The sequence below is a fragment of the Rhizobium aureum genome (assembly GCF_030182495.1).
Classification (GTDB): domain Bacteria; phylum Pseudomonadota; class Alphaproteobacteria; order Rhizobiales; family Rhizobiaceae; genus Rhizobium; species Rhizobium tropici_C.
In genome coordinates, this window is the sequence record NZ_JAQJCI010000001.1 from 660,854 (window position 1) to 677,892 (window position 17,039).

Here is a 17,039-nt window from a genome sequence, read left to right on the forward strand (position 1 = left end):
ATGAATGCCGGCGGCATCAAGCTTGGCCTGGGCGTCTATACGACCCTATTCTTGATCTTCCTCTACGGACCGCTCGTCGTCCTGGCGATCCTGTCGTTCCAGACCGGACCGGAGGGCGGTCCGCAATTTCCGATCATCGAATGGTCCACCTACTGGTACCGGCATCTCTTCGGCCTGACGCCGCCGTCGCGTATCGCGCCCCTGCCGATCGACCAGGCGCTGATCCGCTCGCTTTTTCTAGCGCTGATGACCATGATCGTCTCGACGGTGCTCGGCGTCATGTCTGCCCAGGCCTTTCGCCGTAAGTTCCGCGGTTCGGGCGTCGCGTTCTATCTGATCGTTCTCGGCATGATGGTCCCGGGCGTGCTCGTCGGCCTCGGCATGGCGCTTGTCGCCAATGCCTTCGGCATCGACCGTCACTGGTGGAGCACCGCCTTCGTCCTGCACGTCGTCTACACCTTCCCCTTCGCCTTCCTCGTCATGCTCGCCATTTTCAATAGGTTCGATCCGAGCATGGAGGAGGCCTCATGGTCGCTCGGCGTCACGCCGGCGCGCACCTTCCGCAAGATCACGTTTCCGCTGATCTTCCCGGGCGTGCTTTCGGCCATGCTCTTCGCCTTCACGCTCTCCTATGACGAGTTCTCGCGCACCCTGTTTGCCTCCGGCCGCGAGCTGACGCTGCCGCTTGCGATCTACGGCACCTTCTCCGTCGAGGTACATCCGAACGTCTTCGCCTTCGGGGTGCTGACGACGCTGTTTTCCTTCGCGCTCCTCGGCACCTACGCGATCCTGATGGGTCTGTCGGTCAGGCGCGCCAAGCGTGTCCGCATTCAGGAGGATGCATGATGGCTGAGAAGGCTTCCGCCCTGATCTCCGCCCCCCTCTCTGCCATCGTCACCGGTGCCGGCTCCGGGATCGGGCGCGCCATTGCGCTGCGCCTTGCCGCCGACGGCTGTGCGGTTCTGGTCAACGATCTCTCGGGCGAGCGGGCCGAGGCTGTCGCCTCGGAAATCACCAAGGCGGGCGGTGCGGCGGCGGCGGTCGCCGGTGATGTGGCGCGGCCGGAGGATGTGGCGGCGATCCATGCGGCTGCCAAGGGCTCGCACGGCGACGTCGCCCTTCTCGTCAACAATGCCGGCATTGCGCATCAGGCGGCATTCGAGAACCTCGATCTGGAGGATTTCGACCGGATGTTTGCGGTGCATGTGCGCGGCACCTTCCTGATGACCAAGGCCGTCATGCCGTCGATGCTGGCACGCGGCGAGGGCGTGATCGTCAACGTCGCCTCCCAACTGGGGCAGATCGGCGGCATCGAGCTGGTTCATTATTCCGGCGCCAAGGCCGCGATTATCGGCATGACCAAGGCACTTGCCCGTGAGGTTTCCAGCCGCGGGGTGCGGGTCAACGCCGTAGCGCCGGGACCAATCAACACGCCGCTGGTGCGCGGTCTTTCCGAAGAATGGCGCGAACGCAAGAAGCGCGAATTGCCGCTCGGCCGCTTCGGCGAACCGGAAGAGGTGGCGGCGACCGTGGCGTTTCTGGCCTCGCCGGCAGCGAGCCTTTTCGTCGGCCAGACGCTCGGGCCGAATTCCGGCGATGTGATGCTCTGAGGGAGACAAGCAGATGGACAGTGTGGAAAAGCGGATCGTCATCGTCACGGGGGCGGGCATCGGTATCGGCCAGGCGACAGCAAAGGCATTTGCAGCGCTCGGCGACCATGTCGTCGTCACCGACATCCTCGAGAAGGAAGGCGAGCAGACCGTTCGCGATATTCTCGCCGCTGGCGGCTCTGCCGAATTCCATCTCTACGACGTCCGCTCGACGGATACCGCGAACCGGCTTGTCGCCAATGTCGAGGCACGCTTCGGCAAGATCGACGTCATCGTCGCCAATGCCGGCATCGCCCATCGCACGCCCCTCGACAAGCTCACCGATGACAAGTGGGACCTGACCATGGATGTCGACCTGAAGGGCATCTTCAAGCTGGTGCGTGCCGCCGTACCGGGCATGCGAGCCCGCGGATCGGGCAGCATCGTCGCACTCTCCTCGATCATGGGCGTCGCCTATGGCTGGGACGAGCATGTCCATTATTCGGCGGCGAAATCCGGGGTCGTCGGACTGGTGCGCGGGCTCGCCGTCGAGCTGGCGAAGGACGGCATCAGGGTCAACGGCATTGCACCGGGCTATATCCGCACCGCCCAGCTTCTTTCGGAAGAAAATTCGCTCGGCCCCGCCGGCGCGGAGAAGGCGGCCGAGTTCATCCCGATGGGCCGGCTCGGCGAGCCGGAAGACATCGCCGACGTGATCGCATTCCTCGCCTCGAAGGACGCGAGATACATGACCGGCCAGGTTCTGGTCGTGGACGGTGGCCTCCTCGTGGGGCGGTACTGATCGTCATCGTCCCGGCAACGACCGGGTGAAGGGCGATACGGCAATAAAGAGGTCCAGCAAGGGCCAAGGGAACAGCAATCAGCACTGGAGAACAGAAATGTCCAAAATGGAAATGAACAGACGCTCTCTGTTGAAGCATTCCGCCGGCGTGATGGCGCTCGCGATCGGTGGCGGCACGCCGTTCCTGTCGTCGCGGGCGGCCTACGCGCAAGCCGCCAACCTTGCCAAGGAGCAGCTGCGCACCATCGGCCTTTCGGTCACCGTTCAGGAGCGTATTCTCGACAATTTTCGCAAGGCAAGCGGCGTCGGGCAGACCTCCGGCACGGCAGCGACCTTCCCGGATGCACAAACCAAGATCCTTTCCGGCTCCAAGGATTACGATTGCTGGGAGATCATCGGCGAGCGCCTGCCGTCGATCGTCATGACCAACAATGTCGAGCCGGTTCCGGCCGCTTCCTTGAAGAACTGGGCCAATATCCGCGACACCTTCACCACGCCTTCCGACAAGTGGGAGCCGAAGCAGCAGATCGTCGGCCAGATCTGGGCCGATGATGCCAAGACCACGCTGAACATGGTGCCGGCGGTCTATAATTATGATTCCATCGGCTACAATCCGGACGTTCTCTCCGCCGAGGAAGCCAATACCTGGGCGGCGATCTTCGATCCGAAGTTCAAGGGCAAGTCCGGCCTCAACACCGATCCGCTGATCGCTTTCGGTCAGGCGATCATGGCGATGAACACGCTTGGCCTTCTGAACGTCAAGAATCCCGGCAATCCGAGCACGGCCGAAATCGACGAAGCGGCGAAGTTCCTCGTTTCCAAGAAGAAAGACGGGCAGTTCCGCGCGCTGTGGGGTGACTTCGGCGAGCTGGTCAATCTGATGGCATCGGGCGAGATGGTCGTCTGCGACGCCTGGCAGCCGGCCGTCATGGCGGTCAAGGCTCAGGGCAAGGCGTGCAAATATGCCGTCCCGAAGGAAGGCTATCGCGGCTGGGCGATCGGCCCGTCGATGATCGCTGGCACGCCGAACAAGGAAGCCGTGATCGCCTATGCCGATTACTGGCTTTCGGGCGAGCCCGGCATCACCGTTTCCGAACAGGGCTATTATTCGCCGTCGACCAATATTCAGAAGGTCATGGCGCCGGACAAATATGCCTTCTGGTACGAGGGCAAGCCGTGGGTCGGCGCCGCCGAGCGCGGCATCAAGGAAGGCGACCTGCGCGACGGCGGCTCGCTGGTGGAGCGTGCCAAGAACGTCGCCTACTGGCACCAGTGGCCGGACGAATACGACCATCTCGTCCAGAAATGGGATGAATTCCTCAATGCCTGATCCGATGGCTGCTGCCAGCCATCCTATGCCGCGCGGGGAGGCGATGTCCGCCTCCTCCTCCACGCCCGGAGATCTCTCGTGATATATGATTTGGAACTCATCGATGTCGGCAAGGTCTATGACAATGGCACGCCCGCCGTCATCGACTTCAACCTATCGATCAAAAAGGGCGAGTTCATCGCCTTCCTCGGCCCGTCGGGCTGCGGCAAGACGACGACGCTCCGTATGATCGCAGGCTTTGAAAGCATTTCCTCTGGCGACATGATGATCAAGGGCGAGCGCATGAACGATGTCCGGCCGCAGAAGCGGCCGACATCGATGATCTTCCAGAACTATGCTTTGTTCCCGCATATGACCGTGCGGCGCAATGTTGGATACGGTCTTGAGGTCAAGGGCATGGCGAAGGCCGAACGGGATGCCCGGGTCGATCGTATTCTCGCGACCCTCGGGCTGGAGGATATAGCCGAGCGCAAGCCGGACAAGCTTTCCGGCGGCCAGCGCCAGCGCATCGCGCTTGCCCGCGGCCTCGTGGTCGAGCCGGATGTGCTGCTTCTCGACGAGCCGCTGGGTGCTTTGGATGCCAATCTGCGCAAGGCGATCCAGAATGAGTTGAAGCTGCTGCAGAAGAAGCTCGGCGTGACCTTCGTCTTCGTCACGCATGCCCAGTCGGAGGCGCTGGCGCTGTCCGACCGCATCGTCGTCATGAACCAGGGCAGGGTGGAGCAGATCAGTCCGCCGGCTCAGCTTTATACGCGTCCGAATACGCCTTTCGTGGCGCAGTTCATCGGCCGCAACACCATCTTCGAAGGTGAAGTTGCCGGCACACAGGCCGACAACACTTTTGTCTCGACATCCTTCGGCACGCTGTCGGGCTGTGCCAATGGCGGCCCCTCCAGCAAGGTCAACATCGTCATCCCCTCGGAGGCGATCGAGGTTCATGCGGCGGGCGGCTCGGCGCGCGAAAATCTCGCCCGAACTTTCGGCGGCAATGTGGTCGGCGCACGTGTCGAGCGCTTCGACGTGGTCGGCCATATCTCGCAGATCGGCATCAGCCTGCCCGACGGCCGAGGCCTGGCGCTGGAAGCCCATGTCGACAAATACCGGTCCGGCGCCTTTCCCTTAGGCGCCGAGGTCATGCTTACCTGGGATCCGGCCGACGCGACCGTCATCCCGGCTCACTGATTACAGAAAACTCAAATTGAAGGAGGTCATCCCATGGCGAAGGAAATCTTGTGCAGTTTTGGCGTCGACGTTGATGCCGTGGCCGGCTGGCTCGGCTCTTATGGCGGCGAGGATTCGCCCGATGATATCTCGCGCGGCCTTTTTGCCGGCGAAGTCGGCAGCCCGCGGCTAGTGAAGCTCTTCGAGCGCTTCGGCATCAAGACGACTTGGTTCATTCCCGGCCACTCCATCGAGACCTTTCCCGAGCAGATGCAGGCTGTGGCCGATGCCGGCCATGAAATCGGCATCCACGGCTATAGCCATGAAAATCCGATCGCCATGACGCGCGAGCAGGAGACGGAAATCCTCGACAAGTGCATCGAGCTGGTCACCAAGCTGTCCGGCAAGCGCCCGACCGGTTACGTCGCACCGTGGTGGGAATTCTCCAACGTGACGAACGAGCTGCTTCTGGAGCGCGGCATCAAGTACGATCACTCGCTGATGCACAATGACTTCACGCCCTATTATGTTCGTGTCGGTGATAGTTGGACGAAGATCGACTATTCCCGCAAGCCGTCGGACTGGATGGTGCCGCTGAAACGCGGCCAGGAGACCGATCTGATCGAAATCCCGGCCTCGTGGTACCTCGACGACCTGCCGCCGATGATGTTCATCAAGAAATCACCGAACAGTCATGGCTTCGTCAATCCGCATCACATCGAGCAGATGTGGCGTGACCAGTTCGACTGGGTCTATCGCGAGATGGATTATGCCGTCTTCCCGATCACCATCCATCCCGACGTCGCCGGCCGGCCGCAGGTGCTGATGATGCTGGAGCGGCTCTATGCGCATATGGTCAAGCATCCCGGCGTCAAGTTCGTTACGATGAATGAGATTGCCGACGATTTCGCAGTCCGCTTTCCGCGCAAGAAATAGCCGGCTAGGCTGAAGTATCGAAGCATCAGGTTGGAGGCGATTGCCATGTGTTCACTGTGTGGCGTGCTCGGCGGCAATGAGCATTGGACGGATGCCGCGGCACGGCCAGGTGTGTTCACGCGCAATCATGCCAGCTTTGACCGGCGGCGTGAGCGTGCCGAGCGCGTGCGCGCCGCCAATGAGATGCTCTCGGGCTTCGGCCTTGTCCTCTCCGATTGGCAGGGCGCATCCTTCGTCTTGTCGACCAGAACGGGCAGGAGCGAGGTCATCGAGGATCTCGGTCATCTCTGGCCGGCGGCCGAAAGGCTCGTCGGCCGGCCTTGCGATCCGCTCGACGTCACCTTCATCGCCCGGATGGAGGCGCGGCATGTCGATTGAGGTGGGTGGCTTTCTGCCGGTCAATCTTTTGACTGGCTTTCTCGGTTCCGGCAAGACGACACTGCTCAAGCGCATCCTGGCGGATGCGGCCTTCGCCGATACCGCCGTGCTCATCAACGAATTTGGCGAGATCGGGCTGGACCATGATCTCGTCGAAAGCGTCGAAAGCGTCGAGGGCGAGATGGTGCTGCTGCGCTCCGGCTGCGTCTGCTGCACGGTGCGAGACGACCTTGCCACAGCACTCAAGGAACTCTACTCCCGCCGCGAGCGCGGGCTGCTGCCACCATTCCAGCGCGTCATCATCGAAAGCACCGGCCTTGCCGATCCTTTCCCCGTGCTCTCGACGATAAAGGCCGATCCGGTCCTTCGTCATCACTTCTGCGCCGGCAACGTCATTACGACCGTCGACGCGGTGAATGGGCTGCACCAGCTTGACACCTATATCGAATCCAACAGGCAGGCGGCGATTGCGGACCGGTTGATCGTCACCAAGACGGATCTTGAGGTGGATCGTAGCGAAGACGACCTCCAAGCTCGCCTTCGAACGCTCAATCCCGATGCCCCGATCCTGATCGCGGCCGATCCGGATCTCGATCTCTCCTCGCTCGTCGCGGCCCGGAGCAACGTCTCAACAAGCAGTCTATCGCAAAGCGGTTTTTACTGCGAGGACCCGGTGCAGCTCGTCTCATCGGACGGCACTCCGCATCAGGCCGCCATTTCCTCGATTTCGCTCGTCATAGACAGGCCTGTCGATTGGACCGCTTTCGGGCTCTGGCTGACCATGCTCCTCAATCGCCATGGGGAGCGTGTGTTGCGGGTAAAGGGCATCCTCAATCTCAGCGGCGAGGAGCGCCCGGTTGCGGTTCATGGTGTCCAGCATCTGGTTCACACGCCGGTGCATATGGATGGATGGCCCTCGGAAGACCGCATTTCGCGGCTGGTCTTCATCCTGGATGGGCTCGACGGCACTCTCTTGAAACGCTCTTTCGAAGCCTTCACACTGGCGCACGTACCTGCCGCGCCTTACCCGATCGCTGCGGCGCGATGAGACAATCGGTGTCTTTATGAACAAGCATGAATCCGTCGCTAAAAGCATGTCCGCTCCCGCCCTGCATCTGAAGGGCCGGCCGCGCCTGCGTGTGCTCGGCACCGCGATTTCGCTGCTCGAGGAACTGCGCCTGCGCGCGCAGGACGATCTCGGCATCGATGTCACCTTCGACAATAACGACTTCCTGACAACGCAGTACAAGGCGGCCCGCGAGCCGGAAACCTACGATATCTACGACCAGTGCTTCCACAATCTCGATATCGTCTGGCATTGGCGCGCAATCCAGCCTGTGGACACCCAGCGCATCGTGCTTTGGGATGAGGTCAATGATCTCACGAAGACCGGCCATATCGGCCCCAATCCGCGAATGGGACTTGGCGATGTGCCGGCGAAAAAGCTCTTCGTGCAGCCGAACCTCGCTCTCGGCGACACGCCGTCACGCTTCATCTCGATGCTGCCGACGACGCATAATTTCGATAGTTTCGCCTATCGGACCGATCTGGCACCCAATAGCATCGGGATGCATTCCTGGGGCGCGCTTTTCGACGAGCGCTGGGCGGGCAGGGTGGCGCTGGTGGACGAGCCTGCCATTGGCATCTTCGATGCGGCACTGGCGGCGCAGGCGGCCGGCCTCATGTCCTTCGACGATATCGGCAATATGTCCATTCAGGAGATCGACCAGCTGATCGATCTCCTGGAGGAGCGCAAGAAGGCCGGCTTCTTCCGGGATTTCTGGAAGACCGCCGAGGATGCGGCACGGCTGATGATCGCTGGCGAGACCAGCGTCCAGAGCATGTGGTCGCCCGGCATCGGTATCCTGAACTCGAAGGGCGTGCCGGTCGAGCAGGCGGTGCCCGCCGAAGGCTATCGCGCCTGGCATGGCGGCTTGTGCCTTTCGAAACACTTGAGCGGTCGTCTTCTCGATGTCGCCTACGATTATCTGAACTGGTGGATATCGGGCTGGCCGGGTGCCGTCGTGGCGCGGCAGGGCTATTACATTTCGACGCCGCAGCGCTCGCGCCAGTTCATGACGCAGGCTGAATGGGACTACTGGTATGAAGGTGCCGCAGCGACGGAAGACCTGCCCGGTCCCGACGGTCAGATCCGGATCAAAAAAGATTCCGTACGCAGCGGTGGATCCTATTGGCAGCGTGCCAATTGCATTGCCGTCTGGAATACGACAATGGATGAGCACAATTATCTCGTTCGCCGCTGGATGCAGCTAGTCGGCTGAGAAGGAGAGCAGGGACTATGACGCAGACACATCTCGGCAAATCGATCGCGCAGCTCTCGGTCCTGATCCAGTCCGGCAGTCTCGATCCGGTCGCGCTGGCCGAGGAGACCCTCGACGCGATCCGGACCTACAAGGATCAGGCGATCTTCACACGACTGTTGGAAACGCGCGCGAAGGAAGAGGCGGCGGCTTCGTCCCGACGGCTGCGTGAGGGGCGTTCGCGCGGGCTGCTGGATGGTATTCCGGTCGCCTGGAAGGATTTGTTTGCAATCGCCGGCCTGCCGACCACGGCCGGGTCGATCGTGCTTGCGGATGCAGAGCCCGCTCAGGGCGATGCCGAGGTCGTCAAGGCGTTGAAGGCTGCCGGCATGATCGCCGTCGGCCGGGTCAATATGAGCGAGTTCGCCTTTTCCGGCCTCGGCCTCAATCCGCATTACGGCACGCCGCTAAACCCGCTGGCAACAGACGCCGCGCGGATTCCGGGCGGTTCGTCCTCGGGGTCTGCCGTCGCGGTTGCGGCAGGTCTCGTGCCGGTCGCGATCGGCACGGACACGGGCGGCTCGGTGCGCATACCGGCTGCTTTCAACGGCCTTGTCGGCTATAAGGCAAGCCATGGCCGCTACAGCATGGGCGGGGTCTTTCCGCTGTCGACGAGCCTCGACTCGCTCGGTCCGCTGTGCCGCAGCGTCCAGGATGCGATCTGGATCGATGCCGCAATGCGTGGGCGCTTTGTCCCCGAGGTGGAGCACGCCGAAGCCGCCGGGCTTTCCATCGTGGTCCCGACAAATATCGTCATGGATGATGCGCAGGATGGTGTTCTTGCAGCTTTCGAGGCGACACTGGCAAGATTGAGTGCCGCTGGTGTTAAGATCCGGCGAGTTGCCTTTCCAGCTTTCGAAAGGCTCTTTGAGCTGATGGCCGAGTATGGGCCGCTGGTTACTGCCGAGGCCTTCGTGCTGCATCACCGCCGTCTGGCAGGACCGGAAGCCGCTTCCATGGATCGGCGTGTCGTCGCGCGGACACGCCTTGGAGAGAAGACGACGCTGGTCGGCTATCTGGAAACGCTCAAGGTGCGCGAGCAATTGGTGAAGGAGGTTGCCGCAACGCTTGGGCCGAACGAGTTCGTCGCCTATCCGACGGTTGCCCATGTTGCGCCAGCGCTTGGCCCCCTGGAAGCCGATGACGAGCTGTTCGTAAAGATCAATGGCAGAACGCTGCGCAACACGGCAATCGGCAATTTCCTCGATTGGTGCGGCGTCTCCCTGCCTTGCGGCACGGGTGAAGCAGGCATGCCGGTCGGCTTCCTGCTGTCGGCTCCCAAGAACCACGATGAACGATTGCTGGGGGCCGCTCTGGCGCTGGAAGAGGCAATAACGACTGTAGACCGTTCAAAGATATACTAATGAAACAACTGGCGCCGGGACGACCGTGGTGCGATACGTCGCGATCGTCGCTCCAGCTGTGATGTGTTCAGTCTTGGTGGTACAAGCCGCGATCGCCGCGGCCATTGCTTCTGAGCAACATCCGCCTTCACAGCTTCCGTCAGGATTAGCGAAACCGCAACGGGACATCTGCGATCTGCTCGCGCCCTATGCTGCCCGAATAAGAGGACACTGAACATGTCGGCAATTTCTGCTGAGAAACCTGCAAACGGCGGGGTGGTCTCGTTCGACTTCACAACGTTGAGCGCCCATGATCGTTACAAGCTAATGATCGGCACGATCATCCCGCGACCGATCGCGCTTGTGACCACGGTGGACGAAAATGGTCGCATCAATGCCGCGCCGTTCAGTTTCTTCAATTGCCTGTCCGCCGATCCGCCGATCCTTGCGCTTGGCGTCGAGAACAATCCGGACATGTCGTTCAAGGACACGGGCCACAATATCCGAATGACCGAGGTCTTCACAGTCAACATCGTCTCCTTCGCGATTGCCGAGGCCATGCATGTTTGCGGGGCCAAATATCCGCGTGGCGTCGATGAGTTGCAGCAGGCCGGACTGACGGCCATGCCCGGCACGAAAGTCGCATCACCTTGGATCGCCGAAGCGCCGGCATCGTTTGAATGCAAACGACATGTGACGCTGGAGCTCGGCAAGTCGCGCCAGATCATCATGGGCGAGATCGTCTATGCCCATTATCGTGAGGGGGCGGTCGACAACCGACTGCACGTTGATCCCGGAACGATCGACGCTATAGCACGATTGGGCGGCGACACCTGTTCCACGATCCGGGATCGTTTCGACATGCTGACGCCCAAATTGTAGATCGAGCGATGGCTGGTAGAGCACTTCAGTTTTTCACCGAATCTCCGAACCGCTCTCATTCAACTATGCGCGGAATCGCCGGGTATTGGCTGCGCTGCGAGCTTGCAGCTCGGCAGGTCGCCGGGCTTGCGCCGGGGCGACACCATCTCGGTCATATAGTGAAACTATACTATAATACCATGGTCTAGCGTGGCATAAACGAATGTTCGATAGTGGCGATTACTCAATCTGTCCTACTGTTATCTCGTCAATCAACGAAGGATATTGAGAGATGACCTACAATCACCACAGTCATGACCGAAGCCTTTCCATGACGGCCATTTCGGCTGCATCGCGTGTTGCAATCGTGATCATCGCAACAGTAGGGTTGGCGCCGGCGGCGTTCGCTGGCCAAACGTGTGCCGGGCTAAAGCAGGCGATCAACTCGGACGGAGCCTATTTGTATCACTATAGCGATAGGCGGCAGCCGGAGTTGGACCTTTATATCCGCTATGTAAGTTCAGACAGCAAATGCGATCCAGGCGAAGAGCTCCAGTCCCGCCTGGTTCCAAATCTCGAGAACTGCTACGTGCCCACATGCGTTTTGGGACCCGGCGAAGACGACCGGTAATAGCGACGCCAGAGGCGTGAGAGATCACGCCTTTTGAAATCTCGATCGGACGATGCCTCGTACCGCCTTTAGTCGTGCACAGGAAGTTCAGATTGACCAATTGTCACTCACTGCCTGTGACATTCTCACTTGATCGTCAAAATAATGAGACGGCGTTCCCTCCCGTTTCAGTTGAAATCTGGCCGCTGACGTCCGGTAATTTCAAGCGAAATGTATCCCCAACGATCCGATCGACCGAGCTGACGCCCGGCCGGCGATATACTGCGCCGTGCCTTAATGTGGAAAAGACCGTCCCCTTGGACAAGGGGACGGTCTTGGACGGACCGGGTCCGCCGACTTCGATGGAGGGGAGGACATCGAAGCTGAACGACCGGGAGGGCCGTTCGCCTTCGGACGGGGAGGCAATGCTCAAAGTAGCGCTGGAACGTTTTGAGAACCACTATACTTAGGTGTAGCGGGATCTAAACCTGAATGCGAGGAAGTCGATGTAACGCCGCGTCGCGTTGTCGTGCCGGAACACAATCTCCCGGATTCTTTCCCGGCAATTCCCCGGCGCTCGATGTTGCTGATGCAAGGGGCTGCAATATCGAACCTGGCTCGTCGACGGCATCGGCGGGCGGAGTAGTTTCAAGCTCGTCCGATCTCCCCTCGTCAAATGCCAAGGAAGTAGTTGCGGCTGGACGGCGGGCCGCCGGGAGCGAACCAGCGTGACTGCCACTGATCATTCAGGCGAAGGAAGCCCCCGGAGTTGGAAACCGGTTCTTTTCCAGTCGCAATCAGCGCCTTGCGTCTTTCGTCCTCCAACCTCGCGCGCATGACATAGTGATCATAGGTGTCGAGGACATGAACGGCGTAAGCGATCGCGAGCGCCTGGTTGCCGCGGATGATGAGTAAGTTCTCGTCATTCTGGTAGGATGCTTTGTATCCGAGATTGTGGCTGCCGGTGATCACCGTGCAATTGGTCGGATGCAATGGATCGATGACAATGATCTTGTCGTGGATGATTGCATGGCCTGCGCTGAGAAGCTCAGGACGAAGGTCTCCCGTTCGGATTGTCACCGCGGAGGCACGGATCATCGCAACCCGGCTATCATCGCCCCCTGGCCACCAGATGGATGGTTGCGGAAGTTTCTTCTCTTCCCCGGAGGGTGTCTTGTAGGTGGTTGGCGTGCCGGTTTTGGCCGGTGGCAGAGCTTTCGGATTGCTGATTGCCCCCTGCACGAGGAGCTCGGGCCGTTTCGCCGCCAGATCGGCCGCAGTGCCGACGATATTCTGCTCGCCTCGAACACCGGGATAAAACGTCAGGAAGAAGATTGCATTGCTTGCGTGCTCCATGAGCGAATACACTCGGGCGAGATCAATTGGCGTCGGTGAATTTTTATCCTTGGTTGGTTCCTTGGTGTTCGGAGAGAAGAAGATCTCGACTTTCGACCCGCCGGCAACGGCGATCTCCGGCTTGAGTTTCGCGTTGGCGGATCGAAGCGTATCTGACTGCACCGCTTTGTTTGCGGCAAATCCTGTTGCGGTTTTTCTGCCTGCCTTTGCGGTCAGCGGCACTCCTGCGGGCTGTTGGTCGGCCAGAAGGTCGTTCCAGAAACCCAGATATCGCTGGGCAATCGCCTCGTCATCAAGCAGGATCACGTTGTTCGACTGCGTGCAGAGGCCGGTTTCGGTCCAGTTGGTGCTGCCTGTCATAACGGTTTGAGGTTTGCCGTTTTCGACGAAGACTGCGAACTTGTTGTGACCGATATGATCGTCATTATTGAAAAGACGGTCGTGGACGTTCGAGCTGTTGGCCGCATGCAGGCGCAGACGTGCAGGGTAGTTTTCCACGTCCCACACAATCGGCTGCTTCGGAGGCGGCGCGCCCTTCGGATTCACATCAGCTGAGCTCGCCGTGGAGAGGATGACGCGAGCTTTGCCTTTCTTGACGAGGGCTTCCAGGCGGTCGATCAACTCGGGGTCATGAAGCTCATAGAGCGCCAGATACAGTTCGCCGGTCGCGGACTGCTCTGTCCGGTCGATCAGATGCAAAAGGAAACTCAAAACGTCGGCGGTCAGGAAGAGACGGATCTTGTCGTTCTTGATCGGGATATGTTTCTTGAGCGTCGCCAAGATACCCTTGGCCTTGCCATTGTCGATCGGGCCGGCGGCTACCGCCTGCGGTTTCTTGCCCTGGATCTCTTCGAGCTGGCGCAAAAGATTCTGGGTTGAAAGAATTCCGTTCGTGAAGGTCGCCTTGATCGAGCCTCCGGATGGAAAATCATGGGTGACATCGATTGTCGGCGTCGAAATCGCTGGTCCCAGCGCGAACAGCGCTTTTTGTGGTCCGACGTAACGCGGCTTGCCCTGTTCATCGAGGTAAGGTGCGGTCGCCGAAGGCGGCAACTTGTCTTCTGCCTTACCAGCCAAACCGACCGGGACCACCTCGTAATGGACCTTGAAGTCTATCGGCTGGACCTCGGCGGTGTTGCGTGATCGTCTCAGCGTCAGGTCTCGCCACTGATATTGCTGAATTGGCCAGACCGAACTGTCCTGCTCCAGCCAATCGGGATTGGATTGGTCGGTGAAAGCGATCCAGGTTGGCAGAATTCGTTTTGTGCCGGCATCCTGTCCGGTCTCATGGACCCTGGTCACCATGAAGCCGATGCAGCCGGCGATCGGACCGTCGGCCGCCCATGCGACATAGGCAACCTCGCCATTACACCATGCATGCGCTCTCGTCAGTTTGCCCATTGTTCCCCCCAATGATGCGAGCCGATGCGTTGTTCGTCTGATGGAAGCCAACTTCCCATCGGGAAGATCGGCCTCGAAAATTTCAGATAGGGTGTCTCGCCGGATTCAGCGGCAGGCTGTCGATGCAAACAGATCTGCTTGGCGTGATCGGTTATGCAATGATCCAGGCCGCAACACGGTGATCGTGGAAGCGGACCCGAAGGATACAGGCGTGCGCGAGAACTTCGCGTAATACTATATTATCTTACCCTGCTAGGGTTGCAAGAACCTACATTCCAGAGCGACGCTCCGGGCGTAGTCGAGTGTGAATATTATACCTCTGAGGTGTGGCAATGGTATGAAACGGTGTTGCTCGCGAAGAGCGCGTCCTTGCAATATTACGCATGAACGCGGCCTTTCCTCCCCGATGACGGCACATGCAGATAATCGTTCCATCGCCTCATGTCATGTCAAGGCCGCTTCGCCTTCTCACGCTACCTGCGAACGCACGATCTTGACTGGAACGCCCTTGTAGGCGGGCGTCCCTGATCTGTGATCGTAGTGACTGAGCGCAACGATGGCATTCATTTCCGGATAGTATCCGCCGACCGAACCCTGGGGAAGATCGTAGGCGACTGCGGTATATCCGCGGACCGAGCGTTCAGGGCCTGTCGTAACTGCATGGACATCGATGAGATCGCCATCCTCCAGGCCGCGCGCCTTGAGATCTGCAGCACTGATGAAGATGATGTCGCGCCGACCGAAGACGCCGCGATACCGGTCGTCCAGGCCGTAGACCGTCGTATTGTACTGGTCGTGGCTGCGCATCGTTGCCATGACCAGCGTCTCGGGGTCCTTCAGCCTCGGATCCTCGTCCAGGCCGCAGGAGATGAGAAAGTTCGCTTTGCCCGTGGCCGTGTGCCATTCACGATGGGAGGCTGGAACATTGAGCCGGAAGCCGCCGCGTACGCGCACCCGCTTGTTGAAGTCCTTGAAGTCGGGGAAGACGATTTCGATCTTGTCGCGGATCCGATCGTAATTTTCGATCATGCCCGCCCAGTCGATTCCATACCGATCCCCGAGTGTTGCCTGGGCGATGCCGGCCAGGATGGCGGGTTCGGACTTGAGGAAAGGGCTCGGCGGATTGAGGAAGCCACGCGAGGCATGGACCATCGACATGGAGTCCTCGACCGTCACCGATTGCGGACCGGATGCCTGCGTGTCGAGATCGGTTCGACCGAGGCACGGTAGAACGATGCAAGTTTTTCCGGTCAACAAGTGAGACCGGTTGAGCTTTGTTGAAATGTGAACCGCGAGATCAAGCTTGCGCATGCCTGGGAACGTCACCGTCGGGTCCGACATCGCGACCGCCAGATTGCCGCCGAGGCAGATCAGGGCCTTTGAGCGGCCTTCAGCGATCGCTTCGATCGCCTCGATTGCATTGTGGCCCTTTTCGCCCGTCGGACGGAAGCCAAAAGCGCGTTCCATGCCATCGAGAAGCGCGGCATTGGGGATTTCCGTGATCCCGACTGTACGGTCGCCCTGGACGTTCGAATGGCCTCGAATCGGGGAGATACCGGCGCCCTCGCGTCCGAGATTGCCGCGCAGCATCAGGAGATTGGCGGCTTGCTGAACGTTATGCGTGCCATTCGCATGCTGGGTCAGCCCCATGCCGTAGCAGAGGATGACATTCTTGGCCTTCAAATAGACGTCGACAGCGCTTTCAATCGAAGCACGCGACAGGCCGGAATAGTGGAGAATATCGTCCCAGCTTGTCTCTTCGACATCACGGCGCAACTCGTCGATGCCGAGCGTATGTTCAGCGATGAAGGCGCGGTCGAGGACGCCGGCTCCGCCCTTGGCGAGATCCGCGGCATCCCGTTCGAATATCAGCTTCATCATGCCCTTGAGCGCGGCGAGGTCGCCGCCGGTGCGGACCTGATGATAGGCGGATGCGATCTCGGTCGAGGAGAAGGTCGCCATTTCGATCGGATCCTGGGGGGCGGCGAATTTCTCGAGCGCCCGTTCCTTGAACGGATTGAAGACGACGATCGGCGTGCCTCGGCGGGAGGCCTCGTGCAGCGTCGTCATCATGCGCGGATGGTTGGTGCCCGGATTGTGCCCGAAGCTGAAGATCGCGTCGCAATGGTTGAAGTCCTCGAGTGTGACCGTTCCCTTGCCGACACCAATCGATTCCGGCAGCCCGACACTGGTCGCCTCGTGGCACATGTTGGAGCAGTCCGGGAAATTGTTGGTGCCGAAGGCACGCACGAAGACCTGATACACGAAAGCCGCCTCGTTTGAGGCACGGCCAGACGTGTAGAATTCGGCCTGATGCGGGCTTTCGAGGGCGTTCAGCTCCTTGCCGATAAGGGCAAAGGCTTCGTCCCATTCGATCGGCTGGTAGCGGTCGCTCTTGGCATCATAGATCATCGGGTGCGTCAGGCGCCCCTCGTTCTCCAGCTCGTGATCGGTCCATTTCCAGAGCTCTGCCACCGTATGGTTCGCAAAGAAATCGGGGCTGACGCGCTTGGCGGTGGATTCCCAGGTGATCGCCTTGGCGCCGTTCTCACAGAACTCGAAGGATGACGTATGCTTTGGGTCTGGCCAGGCGCAGCCGGGACAATCGAAACCTTCCGGCTGGTTCGCCTTCAACAGGGTCGCCGTGCCCTGAGCGATAACCTGCTGTCTGGCGAGCGTTTCTGCGACGGCCTTCAGGGCCCCCCAGCCACCTGCCGGTTCATTATATGCCTTGATGCCGTCCGGGCGCTTCTTCGTCATCGGGAGTCTCCGCCATTGGTCTCTTGTAAGACTAGCAGCGCGCGCAGGTATCCGAAGCTATACTCAAGCATAGGTACGGCATACGCCGGTTTCATCTCGCTGGACTGGATGACCCGCCTCTTCGTACTTTGAACCTCCTTGTGGAATTGCGGATGAAATGCGCTCAAGCCTGTCGCACGCGGCGACGCAGG

General features: G+C 60.1%; 14 protein-coding genes. 12 read left to right on the forward strand and 2 right to left on the reverse strand.

The window, feature by feature from the left end:
* The 12 genes from PH552_RS03115 to PH552_RS03170 all read left to right on the forward strand — a co-directional run bounded on the left by PH552_RS03115 (position 1) and on the right by PH552_RS03170 (position 11,352).
* Positions 1-846, forward strand: a complete 846-nt coding sequence (locus tag PH552_RS03115; RefSeq protein WP_113248787.1) for an ABC transporter permease — start codon at positions 1-3, stop codon at positions 844-846.
* Positions 846-1,610, forward strand: coding sequence for an SDR family NAD(P)-dependent oxidoreductase (locus PH552_RS03120; RefSeq protein ID WP_113248788.1), 765 nt, complete (start codon positions 846-848; stop codon positions 1,608-1,610). The genes PH552_RS03115 and PH552_RS03120 overlap by 1 nt, the downstream gene beginning before the upstream one ends.
* Before the next feature lie 13 nt (positions 1,611-1,623).
* Positions 1,624-2,391, forward strand: a complete 768-nt coding sequence (locus PH552_RS03125) for an SDR family NAD(P)-dependent oxidoreductase (RefSeq protein ID WP_113248789.1) — start codon at positions 1,624-1,626, stop codon at positions 2,389-2,391.
* A gap of 97 nt (positions 2,392-2,488) precedes the next feature.
* The gene (locus PH552_RS03130) at positions 2,489-3,721 is read left to right on the forward strand and encodes an ABC transporter substrate-binding protein (protein ID WP_112345838.1); all 1,233 of its coding nucleotides are present in this window, start codon (positions 2,489-2,491) and stop codon (positions 3,719-3,721) included.
* Between the two features lie 78 nt (positions 3,722-3,799).
* A complete protein-coding gene (locus PH552_RS03135; protein ID WP_113248790.1) occupies positions 3,800-4,903 on the forward strand; it encodes an ABC transporter ATP-binding protein in 1,104 nt (367 codons plus the stop codon).
* A 33-nt stretch (positions 4,904-4,936) separates the two neighbouring features.
* Positions 4,937-5,818, forward strand: coding sequence for a polysaccharide deacetylase family protein (locus PH552_RS03140; protein ID WP_113248791.1), 882 nt, complete (start codon positions 4,937-4,939; stop codon positions 5,816-5,818).
* Positions 5,819-5,863: 45 nt separating this feature from the next.
* A complete protein-coding gene (locus PH552_RS03145) occupies positions 5,864-6,196 on the forward strand; it encodes a hypothetical protein (protein ID WP_113248792.1) in 333 nt (110 codons plus the stop codon).
* Positions 6,186-7,244 carry a CobW family GTP-binding protein gene (locus tag PH552_RS03150; protein ID WP_285165471.1) on the forward strand — a complete coding sequence of 353 codons (1,059 nt, stop codon included), beginning with the start codon at positions 6,186-6,188 and terminating at the stop codon, positions 7,242-7,244. The genes PH552_RS03145 and PH552_RS03150 overlap by 11 nt, the downstream gene beginning before the upstream one ends.
* Positions 7,245-7,260: 16 nt before the next feature.
* Positions 7,261-8,478: an ABC transporter substrate-binding protein gene (locus PH552_RS03155; RefSeq protein WP_113248794.1), complete on the forward strand. Its 1,218-nt coding sequence runs from the start codon at positions 7,261-7,263 to the stop codon at positions 8,476-8,478.
* 17 nt (positions 8,479-8,495) lie between these two features.
* On the forward strand, positions 8,496-9,881 hold the full coding sequence (locus tag PH552_RS03160) for an amidase (protein WP_113248795.1): 1,386 nt from the start codon (positions 8,496-8,498) through the stop codon (positions 9,879-9,881).
* Positions 9,882-10,097: 216 nt separating this feature from the next.
* Positions 10,098-10,742: a flavin reductase family protein gene (locus tag PH552_RS03165; protein ID WP_432422053.1), complete on the forward strand. Its 645-nt coding sequence runs from the start codon at positions 10,098-10,100 to the stop codon at positions 10,740-10,742.
* 271 nt (positions 10,743-11,013) lie between these two features.
* Positions 11,014-11,352, forward strand: coding sequence for a hypothetical protein (locus PH552_RS03170; protein ID WP_112345830.1), 339 nt, complete (start codon positions 11,014-11,016; stop codon positions 11,350-11,352).
* A 651-nt stretch (positions 11,353-12,003) separates the two neighbouring features.
* Here PH552_RS03170 and PH552_RS03175 read toward each other — a convergent pair.
* Together PH552_RS03175 and PH552_RS03180 are read right to left on the reverse strand one after the other, a co-directional pair.
* Positions 12,004-14,088, reverse strand: coding sequence for a phospholipase D-like domain-containing protein (locus tag PH552_RS03175; protein ID WP_285165473.1), 2,085 nt, complete (start codon positions 14,086-14,088; stop codon positions 12,004-12,006).
* A 468-nt stretch (positions 14,089-14,556) separates the two neighbouring features.
* Positions 14,557-16,848: an FdhF/YdeP family oxidoreductase gene (locus PH552_RS03180; RefSeq protein ID WP_285165474.1), complete on the reverse strand. Its 2,292-nt coding sequence runs from the start codon at positions 16,846-16,848 to the stop codon at positions 14,557-14,559.
* Between the last annotated feature and the right edge of the window lie 191 nt (positions 16,849-17,039).

Bases quoted from the DNA above. Each gene is read 5' to 3' on its own strand.
- PH552_RS03140 (WP_113248791.1), top strand. From the start codon at position 4,937: ATGGCGAAGGAAATCTTGTGCAGTTTTGGCGTCGACGTTGATGCCGTG.
- PH552_RS03150 (WP_285165471.1), top strand. From the start codon at position 6,186: ATGTCGATTGAGGTGGGTGGCTTTCTGCCGGTCAATCTTTTGACTGGC.
- PH552_RS03130 (WP_112345838.1), top strand. From the start codon at position 2,489: ATGTCCAAAATGGAAATGAACAGACGCTCTCTGTTGAAGCATTCCGCC.
- PH552_RS03175 (WP_285165473.1), bottom strand. From the start codon at position 14,088: ATGGGCAAACTGACGAGAGCGCATGCATGGTGTAATGGCGAGGTTGCC.
- PH552_RS03170 (WP_112345830.1), top strand. From the start codon at position 11,014: ATGACCTACAATCACCACAGTCATGACCGAAGCCTTTCCATGACGGCC.
- PH552_RS03145 (WP_113248792.1), top strand. From the start codon at position 5,864: ATGTGTTCACTGTGTGGCGTGCTCGGCGGCAATGAGCATTGGACGGAT.
- PH552_RS03180 (WP_285165474.1), bottom strand. From the start codon at position 16,848: ATGACGAAGAAGCGCCCGGACGGCATCAAGGCATATAATGAACCGGCA.
- PH552_RS03125 (WP_113248789.1), top strand. From the start codon at position 1,624: ATGGACAGTGTGGAAAAGCGGATCGTCATCGTCACGGGGGCGGGCATC.
- PH552_RS03115 (WP_113248787.1), top strand. From the start codon at position 1: ATGAATGCCGGCGGCATCAAGCTTGGCCTGGGCGTCTATACGACCCTA.
- PH552_RS03155 (WP_113248794.1), top strand. From the start codon at position 7,261: ATGAACAAGCATGAATCCGTCGCTAAAAGCATGTCCGCTCCCGCCCTG.
- PH552_RS03120 (WP_113248788.1), top strand. From the start codon at position 846: ATGGCTGAGAAGGCTTCCGCCCTGATCTCCGCCCCCCTCTCTGCCATC.
- PH552_RS03160 (WP_113248795.1), top strand. From the start codon at position 8,496: ATGACGCAGACACATCTCGGCAAATCGATCGCGCAGCTCTCGGTCCTG.
- PH552_RS03165 (WP_432422053.1), top strand. From the start codon at position 10,098: ATGTCGGCAATTTCTGCTGAGAAACCTGCAAACGGCGGGGTGGTCTCG.